The sequence below is a fragment of the Mycobacterium sp. Marseille-P9652 genome, assembly GCF_902652685.1.
Taxonomy (GTDB): Bacteria; Actinomycetota; Actinomycetes; order Mycobacteriales; family Mycobacteriaceae; genus Mycobacterium.
On sequence record NZ_CACRUY010000074.1, the window covers coordinates 1 to 18,184 of the forward strand.

An 18,184-nucleotide genomic window follows, 5' to 3' on the forward strand; every position below is an offset into this window, starting at 1 on the left:
GGGTGGGCGCCGGCGCGTCAGCGGGCACCAGCCGGTCCGCGGGCGGGCGAAACCGTTTCGCACCGGCAGGGAAGGGGTCGGCATTCAACGGCGCGCCTCCTCGGGTCGTCTATCTCAGCGGTGTCAGTATCTCAGTACCGGGCGATGTGCGCCAAGTCGTGGCGCGCGGTTCTTGAAAGCGCACCGCGCCAATTCCGTCGAACAATTCAATTTCGACCGCCGCCGAATTGAATGGCGATAATTCGGGCATTTTTCACGCACTGCTGGGAGGTGAAGTCCCGTAGTTACTGACTTCAGTATCAGTAGGTCAGTAGGTACGGTTAGCAGGCATGACGCAAGTACTGAACTACGGATCTCCACCTCGAGCTGCGCGTCGAACCCTTTCCTATGAATTTCTTTTCAATCCGTTTTCGAATTGCCGGAGATTGCGCCCGGGCGATAAAGTGCCGTCATCAAAGTCGGTCAGATAATTGTGACGAAGGAGCCGAGATGTCTATTTCGAGTAATTCGGTGCGCCGCGCGGTAGTGGGTGCGGTGGGCGCAGGCGCGGTGGCCGGCGGGCTGCTTTTCGGGGCTTCGGGGACCGCTCAGGCGACGCCCGCTCCCGGTCCGGCGTCGACCGCCGCGCCGGCGGACGCGCCCATGGCGGTGGGTTTCGACAACGCGCCCATGCCGGACTGGTGGCTGCACCACCGCTTGTTCCACCGCTGGTGGTGGTTCTGGTGATCCGGCGAATCGCGGGCCCCGCGGCGGCACTCGGCGCGGCCGTCGTCCTCGCCGCATGCGGGCAGCCGGAGGCGGGCAAGCCCGCGGGCCCGTCGCCGGCTCCGTCGCGGGCGCCCGCCTCCGGCCAGGCGGCGCCTGCGGCGTCCACCGGATATGACATCGCCCGCGTCGGCGACGTCAAGGGCGACTTCCCGGCGGGCTTCAACCCCGAAGCCCGTCCGGCGAAGACGCTCAGTCAGCAGGACATCGACGGCTCCGGCGTCGCGGTCTTCACCAAGGCGCCGGTGAACCCGCCGCAGTGCCGGCCGCTGATCATCCCGCCCTACGCCGAACCCTCCGTCGGCACGCAGGCGGCCGGCGTCCAGGGGCAGGGCGACCAGGGCAGGATCTATGTCGTCGCCCTCCGGTTGCCACAACCGGTCCCGGCCACCGCCGCGCCGGCCGGTTGCGATCGGGTGTCGCTGTCCGGCTCGCCGCAGGCGGCGGGCACCGCCGAGAGGATCGGAGGTCCCGCGATCGACGGTGTCACGACGACGGGGGTGAGGCTGAGTCCGGTCGACGCCGAAGACCCCGACTACATCTTCACCGCGGCGCTGGACGACCAGACGACCGTCGTCGTCATGGGCAGCGCGGACAAACAGCTGGACCCGCCGCAATTGCTGTCGGGGCTGCTCGTCAAGGCCACGTGCGCCGTCCGCGGCCGGTAGGGCCCGTCGGGCCGGCTCAGCGCACCTGCGAGCGGCCGCGCTGCAGCACGGCGTCCCGGTTGGCCGCGATGTCGTCGCCCGACGTCCGGAATTGCCTGGCGGCCATGGCTTCCAGCCACAGCCCCCCGCTGGTCTGCGTGTCGTCGATCCGGTGATAGGACGCGAGCAGCGCCCGGACGGCGTTCTGGTTGTTGCCGACGATCGACGCCGCGATCTGGCGGGCCGCCGCCAGCAGCTGGTCGTGCGGGACGACCTCGGTCACCAGGCCGGCGCGCAGGGCGTCGGCGGCCGACAGGTAGTCGCCGGTCATGCTCATGCGCCGGGCGAGGCCGACCCCGACCTTCTGCGGCAACCGCACACTCAGCCCCCAGGTGGGCAGCAGCCCCACACGGGCGTGGGTGTCGGCGAAGCGGGCTTGTTCGGAGGCGACGAGGATGTCGCAGTACAGCGCCAGCTCGAGACCGCCGGTGACGGCGGCGCCGTTGATGGCGCCGATCACGGGCTTGGTCATCGCCGGCCAGCGCGGCGAGATGTCCGGCAGCGCCGACTGCCCGCCCAGCTCCTTCAGGTCCAGTCCCGCGCAGAACACGGGGTCGGCGCCGGTGACGATGACCACGTCGACGCTGTCGTCGGCGTCCGCGTCGCTCAACGCCGCGAAGAACCGGTCCCGCAGCGCCGCCGACAGCGCGTTGCGGGACTGCGGCCGGTTGAGGGTCAGCGTGCGAACCCGCTCGTCGGTGTCGATCAGAAGGATGTCGTCGGTCATAGGGCAACCGTAGTCAGAGCGGTCCGGTGGCATGCCCGAGCCTGCGCCCAGCGCGTCGAACCTGCGCCCAGCGCGCCCGCGCGCCGAAATCCACGCGCTGAGCGCAGGCTCGCTATGCGGCTGAAGTGAGCAAGGCCCGCGCCTATCGTGGTGGGCATGTGCCGGAACATCACGGAATTGCGCGGCCTGGAGCCCGCGGCCACGCCCGCTGAGATCGCGGCGGCGGCGCGCCAGTACGTGCGCAAGGTCAGCGGCATCACGCGCCCGACGACGGCGAACGCCGACGCGTTCGAGGCGGCGGTCGCCGAGGTGACCGAGACGACCACCCGCCTGCTGGCCGCCCTGCCGCCGCGGCGCCAGCCGCCCAAGACCGTTCCGCCGCTGCGCCGGCCCGAGGTGATCGCCCGGCTGGCGCGGTGACGTCGACGACGCAGCCCGCGCTCAAGGAGTGGAGCGCGGTCGTGCACGCCTTGCTCGACGGCCGTCAGCGGGTGCTGCTGCGCAAGGGCGGCATCGGCGAGAAGCGGTTCGACGTGGCGGCGCGCGAGTTCCTGCTGTTCCCGACGGTTGCGCACAGCCACGCCGAGCGGGTGCGGCCCGAGCACCGCCGGCTGCTGGACTCGGCGGCCGCCGACAGCACCGACGACCACGTGGTCATCCGGGCCGCCGCGAAAGTCGTTGCGGCGCTTGAGGTCAACCGCCCTGACGGGCTCGCCGCCATCGAGGACCTGCATATTTGGACGCCCGAGTCGGTGCGCGCCGACCGGCTCGACTTCCGCCCCAAGCACAAGCTCGCCGTCCTGGTGGTGTCGGCGATCCCGCTGGCCGAGCCGGCGCGGATGCCCCGCGCTCCCGAGTACGCCGGGTGCACCAGCTGGGTTCAGCTCCCGCTGCGGCCGGCGCTCGGGGCGCCGGTGCACGACGAGGCGACCTTAGGCGAGGTCGCCGCCCGGGTCCGCGACGCGGTCGGCTGACAGGTCGGCGGCCCCAACCGGGAGCAGCAGTCGCGAGCGGCCGTAGCGCACGGAGTGAATGGCCGGCTTGGACTCCCGGGCCGTCAGCACCGGCTCGTCGGTGCCCAGGTGGCGGGCGTAGCGGGGGAACCAGCTTCCCGCGATCAGCAGGCGGATGCGGGAGCCTGTGCGGAAGCGGTGTGCGATGTCGTCGAGTTCCACGCGCACGGTCTTTCTGGTCTTTCCCGTGACCTCCAACCGCCGGTAGCCGTCGCTGACATTGCGCGACCGGCCCTTGGCGTCCACCTCGCTGACCCGCACGAACAGGTCGACGTGCGGATGGTCCGCGCTGTGCGCGAGCTCGACGGCGGGCCTGCCGTAGACGCACAGATCGCGGGTGAGGGTGGCGGTGGTGAACGTCAGCACGTCGTCGCGCGTCGCGAGGCTGCTGTCGTCGCGGTACCCGCCGTTGGCCGACAGCAGGGGGCCGCCGATCGTGGGCGTCGGGTCGGCGGGGTCGTACCGGAACGTGGCCGGCGCCAGCTTCAGGCCCATCGGCGCCGTCTCGTCGAGGTAGCCGCCCGGCCGCAGGAACAGCGCGCGCTCGGTGGTGGCCGGGGGCCAGTCGGGCACATTGCGCCAGCCCTGGCCGGTGACGTACACGCGCACCCTGCTCGGGCGGCGCGGGGCGCCGGACCCGCCCAGGTGGGCGTCCAGCCAGTCCAGCGACTCGCGCACGCCGACGGCGAGGCCCCTGGTGAGCAGCTGCGTGTGCGTCCACGGCCCGACGGTGAGTGCGACGTCGGCCTGGTCCCGTCCGCGCAGCCGCAGGTACTGCTCGATCGTCTGCCGGACGAAGATGTCCTGCCAGCCGCCCAGCAGCAGCACCGGCACTCCGACGCGGTCCGGCGCCTCCGGGAACCGCAGCGAGTCCCAGAACGGATGGTCGACGTCGTCATTCTCGATCCAGGACTCGAACCAGGGCGCGCCCTCGCCGAGCAGCACCCTGGCCGCCTCGCCCAGCGGCAGCTCGGCGGCGGCCCGCTCCACCGTGCGGGGCGACCGCAGCTGCCGCAGCGCGAGGCGCAGCCGCCTCGGGTCCTCCTGCTGGGCGACCATGTGGCTCCAGCCGAGGAAGTCGTTGATGGTGAACGCCCCGGTGCCCCAGGTCGACGCGCTGAAGTCGTGCGGGCCGGCTGTGATGACGGCCGCGGCCAGCTCCGGGGGCGGGTCGTTGAGCAGCGCCCACTGGGTGAAGCCCAGGTAGGACACCCCGATCGTCGCGAATCGGCCGGTGAACCAGGGCTGTTCGCGCAACCACGCCACCGTGTCGGCGCCGTCGTCGGCCTCGTTGACCATCGGCTCGAAGACCCCGCCCGAGCCGAACGTCCCCCGCACGCTCTGCAGCACGACGTGATAGCCACGGGACGCGTACAACCGGGCGAACACGTGCGAGAACGGGAACCCGCGGCCGTAGGGTCCGCGGACCAGGACCGTCCCGGCGGGCGCGGGCGTCTCCGGTGCGTAATGGTCGGCCACCAGGTCGACCCCGTCGCGCATCGGCACCAGCTCGCGGCTGACGGCGTAGTTCGTGGTGGGCCCCGGCAGGCCGAGCATTCGGCTCAGCGCCTTGCCGGCGAACCGTCGCAGGGCGAGCGCCTCGGGCCGCGCTCGGCGGATCGACGTGATAGTCACAGGGCCCAGGTTAGGACGCCGGTGGGCTTAGAACTTGTAGTACGGCGCGAGGTCGTTGGCGCGTTGCACGTTGGTCTGCATGCAGTCGACGTCGGGGTTGGAGTAGATCGTCGAGTAGTACAGCGCCTGGTTGAGCACCCCGTAGCTGGTCTTGAACGCGACCATGCAGGAGAAGTACCAGTAGCTGTTGTGGTACGTCGGCTTCATCACCCAGTACTGCGCGGCGCGGTGGCCGGCGATGGTGGTCTCGACGGCGTCGGCGGGTAGGGACTGGTCGTAGGTGCGCCAGACGATGGGCTCGACGGCCAGCTGGTAGTTGCCCGCGTCGAAGTGGCAGCGCAGCCCGTCCTCGTGTTCGGGCGGCGTGAACCCCAGACCGAGCCGCTGGATGACGTCGAGCGGGATGTCCTCGCACGCGTCGAACGGCCGCGGGTCCGTGGTGGCCACGATGGGGCTCTTCATGGTCGTTTCCATCGGCGCGGCGGTCGAGCGCAGGTCGACGGGCCCGGGCCCGCTCGTCCCCGCCGGCGCGCCGTGCCAGCCCGCGGCCCCCCCGACCACCGCGGTCATGAGCGCGCCCAGCGCCCCGACCAGTCGCACACTGACCAACTGACACCCCTGACGCCTCGGCGGTCCCTTTGCCGGAGTGTACAAGTCACACGCTCGCGGTCACAGGGAAACCTGAACATGTTCTAGCGGGCCGTGCGAACGGCCCGTCCCGCGGGGGTCGTTAGGGTGGATGTTCATGGCCCGGCAGGAATCGACGAACGGCGCACAGCCCACGCTGTGGGCCGTCTCGGACCTGCACACCGGTCACCTCGGCAACAAGCCGGTCACCGAATCGCTGCACCCTTCGTCGCCCGAGGACTGGCTGATCGTCGCCGGTGACGTCGCCGAACGCACGGACGAAATCCGGTGGGCGCTCGACCTGCTGAGGCGGCGGTTCGCCAAGGTGATCTGGGTCCCGGGCAACCACGAGCTGTGGACCACCAACCGCGATCCCATGCAGATCTTCGGCAAGGCGCGCTACGACTACCTGGTCAACATGTGTGACGAGTTGGGCATCGTCACGCCCGAGCACCCGTTCCCGGTGTGGACCGAGCGCGGCGGCCCGGCCACGATCGTGCCGATGTTCCTGCTCTACGACTACAGCTTCTTGCCCGCGGGGGCGTCCAGCAAAGCCGAGGGCCTGACCATCGCGCGCGAGCGCAACGTCGTGGCCACCGACGAATTCCTGCTGTCGTCCGAGCCGTACCCGACGCGCGACGCGTGGTGCCGCGAGCGGGTGGCCGCCACGCAGGCCCGCCTCGAACAGCTGGATTGGATCAACCCGACGGTGCTCGTCAACCACTTCCCGCTGGTGCGTGACCCGTGCGACGCGCTGTTCTACCCGGAGTTCTCGCTGTGGTGCGGGACCACCAAGACCGCCGACTGGCACACCCGCTACAACGCCGTGTGCTCGGTCTACGGGCACCTGCACATACCGCGGACCACCTGGTACGACGACGTGCGCTTCGAGGAGGTGTCGGTCGGCTATCCGCGGGAGTGGCGGCGCCGCAAGCCCTTTGGCTGGCTGCGGCAGGTGCTGCCCGATCCCCAGTACCCGCCGGGCTATCTCAACGACTTCGGGGGCCACTTCGTGATCACCGCGGAGATGCGCCAGCAGGCAACGAAATTCCGCGAGCGCCTGCGGCAGCGGCAGGAGCGATGACCGCCCGCACGCTCGTGTCGTCGGTCCTGCCCGACACGCTGCTCGGTTCGGGGGCCGACGACCTCGCCTACGCGGAGCTCTACACCGATCCGCCCGGGCTGGCCCCGATGCCCGAGGAGGAGCCGCTGATCGCCAAGTCGGTGGCCAAGCGGCGCAACGAGTTCATCACCGTCCGGCACTGCGCGCGCCAGGCGCTGGGCCAACTGGGCGTGCCGCCCGCCCCGATCCTCAAGGGCGACAAGGGCGAACCGTGCTGGCCCGACGGCGTCGTCGGCAGCCTCACGCACTGCACGGGCTACCGCGGCGCGGTGGTCGGGCGCGAGGCGGCGGTGCGCTCGGTGGGCATCGACGCCGAACCGCACGACGTGCTGCCCGCCGGCGTGCTCGACGCGATCAGCCTCGACGAGGAACGCCACGAGCTTGCCGCCCTGCCCAAGGGCCTGCACTGGGACCGAATCCTGTTCTGCGCCAAGGAGGCGACGTACAAGGCCTGGTTCCCGCTGACCAAGCGGTGGCTGGGCTTCGAGGACGCGCACATCGTGTTCGACCTCGACCCGCCCGACGGGACCACCACCGGCGTCTTCGTCTCCAAGATTCTGATCGATCCGGAGGCGCTGTCCGGCCCGCCGCTGACCGCGCTGCGGGGCCGCTGGTCGGTGGAGCGGGGGTTGGTGCTCACCGCGATCGTGCTATGAGCGCGGCGGGTCTCGTTATCGTCGACAAGCCCGCCGGGATGACGAGTCACGACGTCGTGGGCCGGTGCCGGCGCATCTTCGGCACCCGCAAGGTCGGGCACGCCGGGACGCTCGACCCGATGGCCACCGGCGTGCTGGTGATTGGCGTCGAGCGCGCGACCAAGATCCTGGGCCTGCTGACGGCCGCGTCCAAGTCGTACGCCGCCACCGTCCGCCTGGGCGAGACCACGACCACCGAGGACGCCGAAGGCGAAGTGCTGCAACGCGTTTCGGCCGGGCATGTGACCGCCGAGCAGATCGCCGGGGCGGTCGCCGGGCTGCGCGGCGACATCGAGCAGGTGCCGTCGTCGGTGAGCGCCATCAAGGTCGGCGGCCGGCGGGCATACCGGCTCGTACGCGAGGGGCATGACGTCGCCCTGCCGGCGCGCCCCGTCCGGATCGACCGGTTCGAGGTGCTCGACGTCCGGCGGCACGGCGACCTTGTCGACGTCGACGTGGAGGTGGACTGCTCGTCGGGCACCTACGTCCGCGCGCTGGTCCGCGACCTCGGGGCCGCGCTCGGGGTGGGGGGTCACCTGACCGCGCTGCGGCGCACCGGCGTCGGCCGTTTCGGCCTCGACCGCGCGCGGTCCCTGGAGGACCTGGCCGACGACCCCCGGCTCACCTACAGCCTCGACGAGGCGTGCCTGGCGGTGTTCCCGCGCCGCGACCTCTCCGCCGGGGAGGCCGAGTCGGCCCGTCACGGCCGTGCGCTGACGCCGGCCGGCGTGGACGGCATCTACGCCGCCTGCGACCCCGACGGCCGGGTCATCGCGCTGCTGCGCGACGAGGGGCCGAAGACCAAGTCGGTGGTGGTGTTACGCCCGGCGACGCTGTAGGCATACCCTGGGCGGATCGCCTCACCGAAAGGGCCACAGTATGTCCAACAAGGTTTACGTCGTCGGCGTCGGGATGACGAAGTTCGAGAAGCCGGGCCGCCGCGAGGGCTGGGACTACCCGGACATGGCGCGGGAGTCGGGGACCAAGGCGCTGGAGGACGCGGGGGTGGACTATCGCGAGGTCGAGCAGGGCTACGTCGGCTACGTCGCGGGCGACTCGACGTCGGGTCAGCGCGCGCTCTACGAGCTGGGCATGACCGGCATCCCCATCGTCAACGTCAACAACAACTGCTCCACGGGGTCCACCGCGCTGTTCCTGGCGGCGCAGGCCGTCCGCGGCGGCATCGCCGACTGCGCGATCGCGCTCGGCTTCGAGAAGATGAAGCCCGGCGCGCTGAGCGGGGGCGCCGAGGACCGCGAATCGCCGATGGGCAAGCACGTCAAGGCGATGGCCGCGATCGACGAGTTCGCCCTGCCCATCGCGCCCTGGATGTTCGGCGCCGCCGGCCGCGAGCACATGAAGCAATACGGCACCACGGCAGAGCATTTCGCCAAGATCGGCTATAAGAACCACAAGCATTCGGTGAACAATCCGTACGCGCAGTTCCAGGAGTCCTACACGCTCGAGGACATCCTGGCGTCGCGGATGATCTCCGACCCGCTCACGAAGCTGCAGTGCTCGCCGACCTCGGACGGTTCGGGGGCGGCGATCGTGGCCTCGGAGTCGTTCGTCGACAGCCACGGACTGGCCGGCCAGGCGGTGGAGATCGTCGGCCAGGCCATGACCACCGACTTCGCGTCGACCTTCGACGGCAGCGCCAAGAACCTGATCGGCTACGACATGAATGTGCAAGCTGCGCAACGGGTTTACGACCAGTCGGGCCTGGGTCCCGAGGACTTCCAGGTGATCGAGCTGCACGACTGCTTCTCCGCCAACGAGCTGCTGCTGTACGAGGCGCTGGGCCTGTGCGGCGCGGGGGAGGCGCCGAAGCTGATCGACAACGGCGACACCACCTACGGCGGGCGCTGGGTGGTCAACCCGTCCGGCGGCCTGATCTCCAAGGGCCACCCGCTGGGCGCGACCGGGCTGGCGCAGTGCGCCGAGCTGACCTGGCAGCTGCGGGGCACGGCCGACAAGCGTCAGGTCGAGGGCGTCACCGCGGCGCTGCAACACAACATCGGGCTGGGCGGCGCCGCCGTCGTCACGGCCTACCAGCGCGCCGAACGCTAGGTCTGCGGCAGCGACAGCGCCTTCTGCGCCGAATGTGCACTCAGCGCGAGAATTCGCGCTGAAAGTCGCAGTGAATGCACGCTCGACGAGACGCTGAGCTAGGCCACCACCCAGATGGCCCGGGCGGCCGGGCTGCCCAGGTCGACGGTCGTCTCCGCGCCGTCGCGCGACTCGATCGCGACCGAGATCATGCCGGCGAACTCGCGGCGCGTCACGACCCGAAGCCGCGAATCGAGGTTGATGCCGACGTCGGTGAAATAGCGCAGCATCTCGGGGTCGGCGTCGGAGATGCGGGCCACCGTCCCGGCCTCGCCGTCGGAGCAGGCCCACAACTGCCGCGCCGGGGGCGTGGGCACCCGCCCGTCGGAAGCGGGGATCGGGTCGCCGTGCGGGTCGCGCCTGGGAAACCCCAGCTTGGCGTCGATGCGCGCCACGAGCCGGTCGGACACCGCATGCTCGAGGACCTCCGCCTCGTCGTGCACCTCGTCCCAGCCGTAACCGAGTTCGTTGACGAGGAAGGTCTCCAGCAGCCGGTGCCGGCGGACCACCTCGAGGGCCGCCCGCCGTCCAGCCTCCGTCAGGGTGACGGCGCCGTATTTCTCGTGGTCGACCAGGCCCTGCTCGGCGAGTTTGCGGATCGACTCCGAGGCCGTGCTGGCCGACACCCCGATCTTCTCGGCCAGCATCTTGGTGCTGACCCTGTGCGGGGCGCCTTCCGGTGACCACTCCTGGGCATTCCAGATGACCTTCAGGTAGTCCTGGCCGACCGCGGTGAGACCGCCAGGCCCGTCGTCAGCCCTCACAACCTACAGAGTTTAGGCAAACCAAGCCTGGATGGGCGTGGGCGGCGCATCTCGTACCACGCGGGCGGGGTCGGGGCCGTAGGCTTGCCATCGTGCAGCGGTGGCGCGGCCAAGACGAGATCCCATCGGACTGGGGCAGATGCGTGCTCACCATCGGGGTGTTCGATGGTGTGCACCGCGGCCACGCCGAGCTGATCGCGCACGCGGTCAAGGCCGCGCGCGCCCGCAACGTGCCGAGCGTCCTGATGACGTTCGACCCGCACCCCATGGAAGTGGTCTATCCCGGCAGCCACCCGGCGCAACTCACCACGCTGACCCGCCGCGCCGAGCTCGTCGAGGAGATGGGCATCGACGTCTTCCTGGTCATGCCGTTCACCAGCGATTTCATGAAGCTCACGCCCGACCGCTACATCCACGAGCTGCTGGTGGAACACCTGCACGTGGTGGAGGTCGTGGTCGGCGAGAACTTCACCTTCGGGAAGAAGGCGGCGGGCAACGTCGAGACCCTGCGCCGCGCCGGCGAGCGGTTCGGGTTCGCGGTGGAGTCGATGTCGCTGCTGTCCGAGCACCACAGCAACGAGACGGTGACGTTCTCCGCGACGTACATCCGCTCCTGCGTGGACGCCGGTGACGTCGTCGCGGCCGCCGACGCGCTCGGCCGCCCGCACCGCGTCGAGGGCGTCGTGGTCCGCGGGTACGGGCGGGGTGCCGAGCTGGGCTTTCCCACGGCGAACGTGGCGCCGCCGATGTATTCGGCCATCCCGGCCGACGGCGTGTACGCCGCGTGGTTCACGGTGCTCGGGCACGGTCCGGTGACCGGCACCGTCATCCCGGGCGAGCGTTACCAGGCCGCCGTGTCCGTGGGCACCAACCCGACCTTCTCCGGGCGCACCCGCACCGTCGAGGCGTTCGTGCTGGACAACACCGCCGACCTGTACGGGCAGCACGTCGCCCTGGACTTCGTCGGGCGCATCCGCGGCCAGCGCAAGTTCGACGCGGTCCGCGATCTCGTCACGGCGATGGAGAAGGACATCGAGCGCGCGCGGGGGCTGCTGTCGGCCGGTTGACGGCTTGCACGTTTGTGAGCGGCGGCCGAACCGCTGCTAAACTGCCGGTCGACAACGGCGCGTGCTGCGGTTCGCGGTGGCCGCGCCCTGAAATTCCTGATCGCGGACCGATTGATGGAGATAGTTTCGTGGCGCTTACTGCCGAGCAGAAAAAAGAAATCCTGGGCACCTACGGCCTGCACGACACCGACACCGGGTCGCCGGAGGCGCAGGTCGCGCTGCTGACCAAGCGGATCGCCGACCTGACCGAGCACCTGAAGGTGCACAAGCACGACCACCACTCCCGGCGCGGGTTGCTGCTGCTGGTGGGTCGTCGTCGCCGGTTGCTGAAGTACGTGTCGCAGGTCGACGTCGAGCGATACCGCTCGCTGGTCGAGCGCCTCGGCCTGCGTCGCTGACCCGGGCAGACCGCCCGGGCCTGCTGGCGGGCCGAGGCGGCCCGTGTAGAGTGGGTTCGTTCTGGGCCGATTCGGCCCGAGCACACGGTGCGGTTCGCGCAGATCCGCGCGCGCCGTTCCAGCGTGTCACGACAGGAGTAGCCCAGTCTGCATCGGGCGGTCCTCGGTAGTGGCTGCCGGGCTCTCCGGATCTGGGGCAGGTCGGCCGCTTCGATCGATGGCCGTAGCCGCATTCAGACTCTTGCTCTCCGGGTCGCGTAAAGGCGCGCGAAATAGCTGAATACCCAGAGAGGCCATACGGACACCAATGTCTGTAGCTGAAATTGACGAAGGCGTGTTCGAGTCGACCGCCACCATCGACAACGGGAGCTTCGGCACCCGCACCGTGCGTTTCGAGACGGGCCGGCTGGCCCAGCAGGCCGCGGGTTCCGTGGTCGCCTACCTCGACGACGAGAACATGCTGCTGTCGGCGACCACCGCCAGCAAGAGCCCGAAGGAGCACTTCGACTTCTTCCCGCTGACCGTGGACGTCGAGGAGCGGATGTACGCCGCGGGCCGCATCCCCGGTTCGTTCTTCCGCCGCGAGGGCCGTCCCTCGACCGACGCCATCCTGACCTGCCGGCTCATCGACCGCCCGCTGCGCCCGTCGTTCGTCTCCGGGCTGCGCAACGAGATCCAGGTCGTCGTCACGATCCTGAGCCTGGACCCCAACGACCTGTACGACGTGCTGGCGATCAACGCCGCCTCGGCGTCCACCCAGCTGAGCGGGCTGCCGTTCTCGGGTCCCATCGGGGGCGTGCGGGTCGCGCTGATCGACGGCACCTGGGTCGCGTTCCCGACCGTCGAGCAGCTCGAGCGCGCCGTGTTCGACATGGTGGTCGCGGGCCGGATAGTCGGCGAGGGTGACGCAAAAGACGTGGCGATCATGATGGTCGAGGCGGAGGCCACCGAGAAGGTCATCGAGCTGGTCGACGGCGGCGCCCAGGCGCCGACGGAAAGCGTTGTGGCGCAAGGCCTGGAGGCCGCGAAGCCGTTCATCGCCGCGCTGTGCACCGCCCAGCAGGAGCTGGCCGACGCGGCCGCCAAGCCCGTCGGCGAGTTCCCGACGTTCCCGGACTACCAGGACGACGTCTACTACTCGGTCGCCTCGGTGGCCACCGACGAGCTGGCCAAGGCGCTGACCATCGGCGGCAAGGCCGAGCGCGACGCGCGCACCGACGAGCTCAAGGCCGAGGTGGTCGCGCGGCTGGCCGGCGAATCCGGGACCTACGCGGGCCGCGAGAAGGAGGTCAGCGCTGCGTTCCGCTCGCTGACCAAGAAGCTGGTCCGCCAGCGCATCCTCACCGACCACTTCCGCATCGACGGCCGCGGCATCACCGACATCCGGGCGCTGAGCGCCGAGGTGGCCGTCGTCCCGCGGGCGCACGGCAGCGCGCTCTTCGAGCGCGGCGAGACCCAGATCCTGGGCATCACCACCCTGGACATGATGAAGATGGCCCAGCAGATCGACTCGCTGGGGCCCGAGACGTCCAAGCGCTACATGCACCACTACAACTTCCCGCCGTACTCGACCGGTGAGACCGGTCGCGTCGGCTCGCCCAAGCGGCGCGAGATCGGGCACGGCGCGCTGGCCGAGCGTGCCCTCATCCCGGTGCTACCCACCGTCGAGGAGTTCCCCTACGCCATCCGGCAGGTGTCCGAGGCGCTCGGCTCCAACGGCTCGACGTCCATGGGTTCGGTGTGCGCGTCCACGCTTGCGCTGCTCAACGCCGGCGTGCCGCTCAAGGCGCCGGTGGCGGGCATCGCGATGGGTCTGGTGTCCGACGACGTCGAGGTGGAGGGCGGCGGAACCGAACGCCGCTTCGTCACCCTCACCGACATCCTGGGCGCCGAGGACGCGTTCGGCGACATGGACTTCAAGTGCGCGGGCACCAAGGACTTCGTCACCGCTTTGCAGCTGGACACCAAGCTCGACGGGATTCCGTCGCAGGTGCTGGCGGGCGCGCTCGAGCAGGCCAAGGACGCCCGGCTGACCATCCTCGAGGTCATGGCCGAGGCCATCGACGGCCCCGACGAGATGAGCCCGTACGCGCCCCGCGTCACCACGATCCGTGTCCCGGTGGACAAGATCGGCGAGGTCATCGGGCCCAAGGGCAAGGTGATCAACGCGATCACCGAGGAAACCGGCGCCCAGATCTCCATCGAGGACGACGGCACCGTGTTCGTCGGCGCCACCGACGGTCCCTCGGCGCAGGCCGCGATCGACCGGATCAACGCGATCGCGAACCCGCAGTTGCCGACGGTCGGCGAGCGGTTCCTCGGAACCGTCGTCAAGACAACGGATTTCGGCGCCTTCGTCTCGCTGCTGCCGGGTCGCGACGGCCTGGTCCACATCTCGAAGCTGGGCAAGGGCAAGCGGATCGCGAAGGTCGAGGACGTGGTGAACGTCGGCGACAAGCTGCGGGTCGAGATCGCCGACATCGACAAGCGGGGCAAGATCTCGCTGGTCCTGGTGGCCGAAGAGGGTTCGGCCGAATCGGCCGGCGGCGCCCCAGACGCGGGAGCCGCCGACTCCGCAGCGCCGGCCGATGCCGCGACCGCCAGCAGCTGACCGCGCCGCGGCGCTGCGCCGCGGCAAGCAGATGGCCGAGGTTAACTCGGAGCAGAAGGGCATTCGGCGCACCACCCTGCCGGGCGGCCTGCGGGTGGTCACCGAACACCTCCCTGCGGTGCGCTCGGCGTCGGTCGGCGTCTGGGTCAATGTCGGGTCGCGTGACGAGGGCGCGACCGTGGCCGGGGCCGCGCACTTCCTGGAGCACCTGCTGTTCAAGGCGACCCCGACCCGCACCGCCGTGGACATCGCCCAGGCGATGGACGCCGTCGGCGGCGAGCTCAACGCCTTCACCGCCAAGGAACACACGTGCTACTACGCGCACGTGCTCGACGCCGACCTCGCGCTGGCCGTCGACCTCGTCGCCGACGTCGTGCTCAACGGGCGCTGCGCGGCCGAGGACGTCGAGCTGGAGCGCGACGTCGTCCTCGAGGAGATCGCCATGCGCGACGACGACCCCGAGGACGCGCTGGGGGACCTGTTCCTGGCCGCGCTGTTCGGCGACCACCCGGTGGGCCGCCCGGTGATCGGCAGCGTGCGGTCGGTGTCGGCGATGACGCGCACCCAGCTGCACTCGTTCCACGTGCGGCGCTACACCCCCGAGCGGATGGTCGTCGCGGTGGCCGGCAACGTCGACCACGCCGAGGTGGTCGCGCTGGTGCGCGAGCACTTCCGCCCGCACTTGGTGCGCGGACGGCAGCCGGTGGCCCCGCGCAAGGGCGCCGGACGGGTGCCGGGGCGCCCGGGGCTGACGCTCGGCAACCGCGACTCCGAGCAGACGCACGTGTCGCTGGGTGTCCGCACGCCGGGACGCACCTGGGAGCACCGCTGGGCCCTGTCGGTGTTGCACACCGCGCTCGGCGGGGGGCTGAGCTCCCGGCTGTTCCAGGAGGTTCGCGAGTCCCGCGGCCTGGCCTACTCGATCTACTCCGCGCTGGACACCTTCGCCGACAGCGGCGCGCTGTCGGTGTACGCCGCGTGCCTGCCCGAGCGCTTCGCCGAGGTGATGCAGGTGACCGCCGATGTCCTCGAATCGGTGGCGCGCGACGGCATCTCGGAGGCCGAGTGCCGCATCGCCAAGGGCTCGTTGCGCGGCGGGCTGGTCCTCGGGCTCGAGGACTCCAGCTCCCGGATGAGCCGGCTGGGCCGCAACGAGCTGAACTACGGCAGGCAGCGCAGCATCGAGGAGAGCCTGCGGCGGATCGACGAGGTGACCGTCGACGAGGTCAACGCGGTGGCCCACCGGTTGCTGGGCCAGCGTTACGGCGCCGCGGTCCTGGGCCCGTATGCCTCGAAACGATCACTGCCCCAACAACTTCGGGCGATGGTATCTTAACCCGCATGTCCGCTTCCACACTCGCGCCGTTCCGGCGCTCGCCGTCAGCGAACTAGCCCGCATGGTACTCGGCTTCTGGGACATCGCGGTGCCCATCGTCGGCGCGCCGATGGCCGGCGGTCCGGGCACCCCGGCGCTGGCCGCGGCGGTGTCCAATGCGGGCGGGCTCGGGTTCATCGCGGGCGGGTACGTCAGCGCCGAGGAGTTCGCCGAGGACATCACGGCGGCCCGCGCGGCCACCACCGGACCGCTCGGGGTGAACCTGTTCGTGCCGCAGCCCAGCGTCGCGGACTGGGTGGCGCTGGACTACTACGCCGACGAACTCGAGGAGATCGCCGACTACTACCAGGTCCAGGTGGGCCGTCCGGAGTTCGGCGACGACGACGACTGGCAGCGCAAGCTCGAGGTGGTCGCCGACCTGCGCCCGGAGCTGGTGTCGTTCACCTTCGGCGTGCCGTCGCCCGATGTCATCGCGCGGCTGGGCGCGCTCGGCCTGCTGGTGATGATCACGGTCACGTCGGCGTACGAAGCCGGGGTGGCCATCGCCGCCGGCGCCGACAGCCTGGTGGTGCAGGGGCCCGACGCCGGCGGGCACCGCGGCACCTTCGCCCCCGACATGGACCCTGGCACCGAGTCGCTGCACGACCTGATCGACCGCATCCACCGCACCCACCGCGACGTCCCGATCATCGCGGCCGGCGGCCTCGGCACCGCCGAGGACGTCGAGGGCGTGCTGCGCCGGGGCGCCGTGGCCGCGCAGGTCGGCACCGCGCTGCTGCTGTCCGACGAGGCGGGCACCAACCCCGCGCACCGCACCGCCATGAAGAACCAGCTGTTCAACAAGACCATCGTGTCGCGCGCCTTCTCGGGACGGTACGCCCGCGGCCTGGAGAACGAGTTCATCCGCATGCTCGACACCGTGGCCCCGCTCGGCTACCCCGAGGTCAACCAGATGACGTTGCCGATCCGCGAGGCGGCGGCCGCCGTCGAGGACCCGAACGGGATGACCCTGTGGGCGGGGACGGCGTTCCGCCAGGCCAAGACCGGGCCGGCGGCCGACATCGTCGCCGGCCTCGGCGTCTAGCGCCCGTGCCGGCGGTGTCGCGCCGGCGGCTGCTGTCGGTGGCCGTGGCGGCGCCCGCTTTGGCCGCGTGCGGGACCGCCCCGGCGCGGCCGGCTCCCGGGGCCGACTCCGCCGCCGTCTACGACCGGCTCGACCGGCTGGAGCGTGAGTACGACGCCCAGGTGGGGGTTTTCGCCGCGGACGCGGCGACGGGACGGGCGGTGGCGCACCGCGACGGCGACCCGTTCGCGATGTGCTCGACGTTCAAGGCCTACGCCGTCGCCCGGGTGCTGCAACTGGCGCAGCGCGGCGACGTGGACCTGCGGCAGCCCGTGGTCATCGACCCGGCGAAGCTCCTGCCCAACTCCCCGGTGACCGAGTCGCGGGCCGGCGGCACCATGGCGCTGGCCGAGCTGTGCGCGGCGGCGTTGCAGCGCAGCGACAATGCCGCCGCCAACCTGCTGCTGCAGACCATCGGCGGGCCGTCGGCCGTCACCGAGTTCGCGCGCTCGATCGGCGACGACCGCACCCGGCTCGACCGCTGGGAGACCGATCTCAACACCGCGACACCCGGTGATCCGCGCGACACCAGCACGCCGCGGGCGCTGGGGGAGGGGATTCAAAGCCTGCTCACCGCAACCGTTCTCGGTGAGGCGCAGCGCCGGCAGCTGGAGGATTGGATGCGCGCCAACGTCACGTCGACCATGCGCGCCGGCCTGCCGCCCGGGTGGACGACCGCGGACAAGACCGGCTCCGGCGCCTACGGCAGCACCAACGACGTCGGCATCGCCTACGGCCCCGACGGGCGGCGGGTGCTGCTGGCGCTGATGACGCGCTCGGCGTCGGCGAACCCCGTCGCCGCGCCGCTGCCGGCGCTCATCGCCGAGGTCACCCGCGCGGTCCTGCCGTGGCTGACCGGAACCGGTTGATCCTCAGGCCAATACGCTCGCCGGGTCGGTGAACGGCAAACCGAGGTCGGCGGCCACCCGCTCGCACAGCAGCGCCCCGTCGTGCGTCGAAAGTCCCTTCGCCAGAGCGGGATCCGACCGGCACGCGGCAACCCACCCGTGGTCGGCGATGCGGAGCACGTACGGCATGGTGGCGTTGGTCAGCGCGACGGTGGAGGTCTTGGGCACCGCGCTGGGCATGTTCGCCACGCAGTAGAACAGGGTGTCGTGCACGGCGAACGTCGGGCGGTCGTGGGTGGTCGGGCGCGAATCCTCGAAGCAGCCACCCTGGTCGATGGAGACGTCGACCAGCACGGCACCGCTCTTCATCTGCGCGACAAGCGAATTGGGGACCAGCGTCGGGGCCTTGGCGCCGGGCACCAGCACCGCACCGATCACCAGGTCGGCGCGCTTCAGGGCGCCCGACAGCTCCAGCACCGACGAGTAGCGGGTGCTGACGTGCCCGCCGAACTCCGCGTCGAGCAGCCGGAGCTTGTTGATGTTGACGTCGAAGACCATGACCGACGCGCCCATCCCGGCGGCCACCCGGGCGGCGTTGTAGCCGGCCGTGCCCGCGCCGATCACGACCACGTCGGC

At 70.7% G+C, this 18,184-nt stretch carries 19 protein-coding genes; 14 read left to right on the top strand and 5 right to left on the bottom strand.

Annotation, left to right across the window (positions count from 1 at the left end; all coding sequences use genetic code 11):
• The first annotated feature begins 489 nt into the window (after positions 1 to 489).
• Entirely contained in the window at positions 490 to 726 is a 237-nt protein-coding gene (locus tag GPY60_RS24195) for a hypothetical protein (RefSeq protein WP_156690234.1), read from the top strand.
• Positions 681 to 1,433, top strand: coding sequence for a DUF5642 family protein (locus GPY60_RS24200; protein WP_231639813.1), 753 nt, complete (start codon positions 681 to 683; stop codon positions 1,431 to 1,433). The genes GPY60_RS24195 and GPY60_RS24200 overlap by 46 nt, the downstream gene beginning before the upstream one ends.
• Before the next feature lie 16 nt (positions 1,434 to 1,449).
• On the opposite strand, the gene GPY60_RS24205 is transcribed toward GPY60_RS24200, so the two are convergent.
• A complete protein-coding gene (locus GPY60_RS24205) occupies positions 1,450 to 2,199 on the bottom strand; it encodes an enoyl-CoA hydratase (protein WP_156690235.1) in 750 nt (249 codons plus the stop codon).
• A 156-nt stretch (positions 2,200 to 2,355) separates the two neighbouring features.
• Here GPY60_RS24205 and GPY60_RS24210 point away from each other — a divergent pair, with 156 nt between their 5' ends.
• Together GPY60_RS24210 and GPY60_RS24215 are read left to right on the top strand one after the other, a co-directional pair.
• Positions 2,356 to 2,619 (top strand): DUF2277 domain-containing protein, encoded by a 264-nt coding sequence (locus GPY60_RS24210; protein WP_156690236.1) that lies wholly within the window; start codon positions 2,356 to 2,358, stop codon positions 2,617 to 2,619.
• Positions 2,616 to 3,173 (top strand): DUF1802 family protein, encoded by a 558-nt coding sequence (locus GPY60_RS24215; protein ID WP_156690237.1) that lies wholly within the window; start codon positions 2,616 to 2,618, stop codon positions 3,171 to 3,173. The genes GPY60_RS24210 and GPY60_RS24215 overlap by 4 nt, the downstream gene beginning before the upstream one ends.
• Here GPY60_RS24215 and GPY60_RS24220 read toward each other — a convergent pair.
• On the bottom strand, positions 3,132 to 4,847 hold the full coding sequence (locus GPY60_RS24220) for a CocE/NonD family hydrolase (protein ID WP_156690238.1): 1,716 nt from the start codon (positions 4,845 to 4,847) through the stop codon (positions 3,132 to 3,134). The two genes, GPY60_RS24215 and GPY60_RS24220, sit on opposite strands and share 42 nt — an antisense overlap.
• A 27-nt stretch (positions 4,848 to 4,874) precedes the next feature.
• On the bottom strand, positions 4,875 to 5,417 hold the full coding sequence (locus GPY60_RS24225; RefSeq protein WP_156690250.1) for a DUF3558 domain-containing protein: 543 nt from the start codon (positions 5,415 to 5,417) through the stop codon (positions 4,875 to 4,877).
• A 175-nt stretch (positions 5,418 to 5,592) separates the two neighbouring features.
• On the opposite strand from GPY60_RS24225, the gene GPY60_RS24230 reads away from it, so the two are divergent.
• Genes GPY60_RS24230 through GPY60_RS24245 form a run of 4 tightly spaced genes read left to right on the top strand, consistent with a single transcriptional unit; the run spans position 5,593 to position 9,362 of the window.
• A complete protein-coding gene (locus GPY60_RS24230) occupies positions 5,593 to 6,558 on the top strand; it encodes a metallophosphoesterase family protein (protein WP_156690239.1) in 966 nt (321 codons plus the stop codon).
• Positions 6,555 to 7,253 (top strand): 4'-phosphopantetheinyl transferase PptT, encoded by a 699-nt coding sequence (gene pptT, locus GPY60_RS24235; protein ID WP_156690240.1) that lies wholly within the window; start codon positions 6,555 to 6,557, stop codon positions 7,251 to 7,253. The genes GPY60_RS24230 and pptT overlap by 4 nt, the downstream gene beginning before the upstream one ends.
• The gene (gene truB / locus GPY60_RS24240) at positions 7,250 to 8,131 is read left to right on the top strand and encodes a tRNA pseudouridine(55) synthase TruB (RefSeq protein ID WP_156690241.1); all 882 of its coding nucleotides are present in this window, start codon (positions 7,250 to 7,252) and stop codon (positions 8,129 to 8,131) included. Before pptT ends, truB begins: the two co-directional genes overlap by 4 nt.
• A gap of 40 nt (positions 8,132 to 8,171) precedes the next feature.
• Entirely contained in the window at positions 8,172 to 9,362 is a 1,191-nt protein-coding gene (locus GPY60_RS24245; RefSeq protein WP_156690242.1) for a lipid-transfer protein, read from the top strand.
• A 98-nt stretch (positions 9,363 to 9,460) separates the two neighbouring features.
• On the opposite strand, the gene mntR is transcribed toward GPY60_RS24245, so the two are convergent.
• Positions 9,461 to 10,165, bottom strand: coding sequence for a manganese-binding transcriptional regulator MntR (mntR, locus tag GPY60_RS24250; protein WP_156690243.1), 705 nt, complete (start codon positions 10,163 to 10,165; stop codon positions 9,461 to 9,463).
• Positions 10,166 to 10,257: 92 nt separating this feature from the next.
• Here mntR and GPY60_RS24255 point away from each other — a divergent pair, with 92 nt between their 5' ends.
• The 6 genes from GPY60_RS24255 (at position 10,258) to bla (ending at position 17,569) form a co-directional block, all read left to right on the top strand.
• Positions 10,258 to 11,232 carry a bifunctional riboflavin kinase/FAD synthetase gene (locus tag GPY60_RS24255; RefSeq protein ID WP_156690244.1) on the top strand — a complete coding sequence of 325 codons (975 nt, stop codon included), beginning with the start codon at positions 10,258 to 10,260 and terminating at the stop codon, positions 11,230 to 11,232.
• A gap of 128 nt (positions 11,233 to 11,360) precedes the next feature.
• On the top strand, positions 11,361 to 11,630 hold the full coding sequence (gene rpsO / locus GPY60_RS24260) for a 30S ribosomal protein S15 (protein ID WP_085181336.1): 270 nt from the start codon (positions 11,361 to 11,363) through the stop codon (positions 11,628 to 11,630).
• A 307-nt stretch (positions 11,631 to 11,937) separates the two neighbouring features.
• Positions 11,938 to 14,241 carry a polyribonucleotide nucleotidyltransferase gene (locus tag GPY60_RS24265; RefSeq protein WP_156690245.1) on the top strand — a complete coding sequence of 768 codons (2,304 nt, stop codon included), beginning with the start codon at positions 11,938 to 11,940 and terminating at the stop codon, positions 14,239 to 14,241.
• Positions 14,219 to 15,577: a M16 family metallopeptidase gene (locus tag GPY60_RS24270; RefSeq protein ID WP_156690246.1), complete on the top strand. Its 1,359-nt coding sequence runs from the start codon at positions 14,219 to 14,221 to the stop codon at positions 15,575 to 15,577. The genes GPY60_RS24265 and GPY60_RS24270 overlap by 23 nt, the downstream gene beginning before the upstream one ends.
• A gap of 61 nt (positions 15,578 to 15,638) precedes the next feature.
• Entirely contained in the window at positions 15,639 to 16,661 is a 1,023-nt protein-coding gene (locus GPY60_RS24275) for a nitronate monooxygenase (RefSeq protein WP_156690247.1), read from the top strand.
• A gap of 5 nt (positions 16,662 to 16,666) precedes the next feature.
• A complete protein-coding gene (gene bla / locus GPY60_RS24280) occupies positions 16,667 to 17,569 on the top strand; it encodes a class A beta-lactamase (protein ID WP_156690248.1) in 903 nt (300 codons plus the stop codon).
• A gap of 3 nt (positions 17,570 to 17,572) precedes the next feature.
• Here the strand turns inward: bla and GPY60_RS24285 are convergent.
• Positions 17,573 to 18,184: alanine dehydrogenase (locus tag GPY60_RS24285; protein ID WP_197283814.1), on the bottom strand; the 612-nt coding region annotated here is incomplete at its 5' end.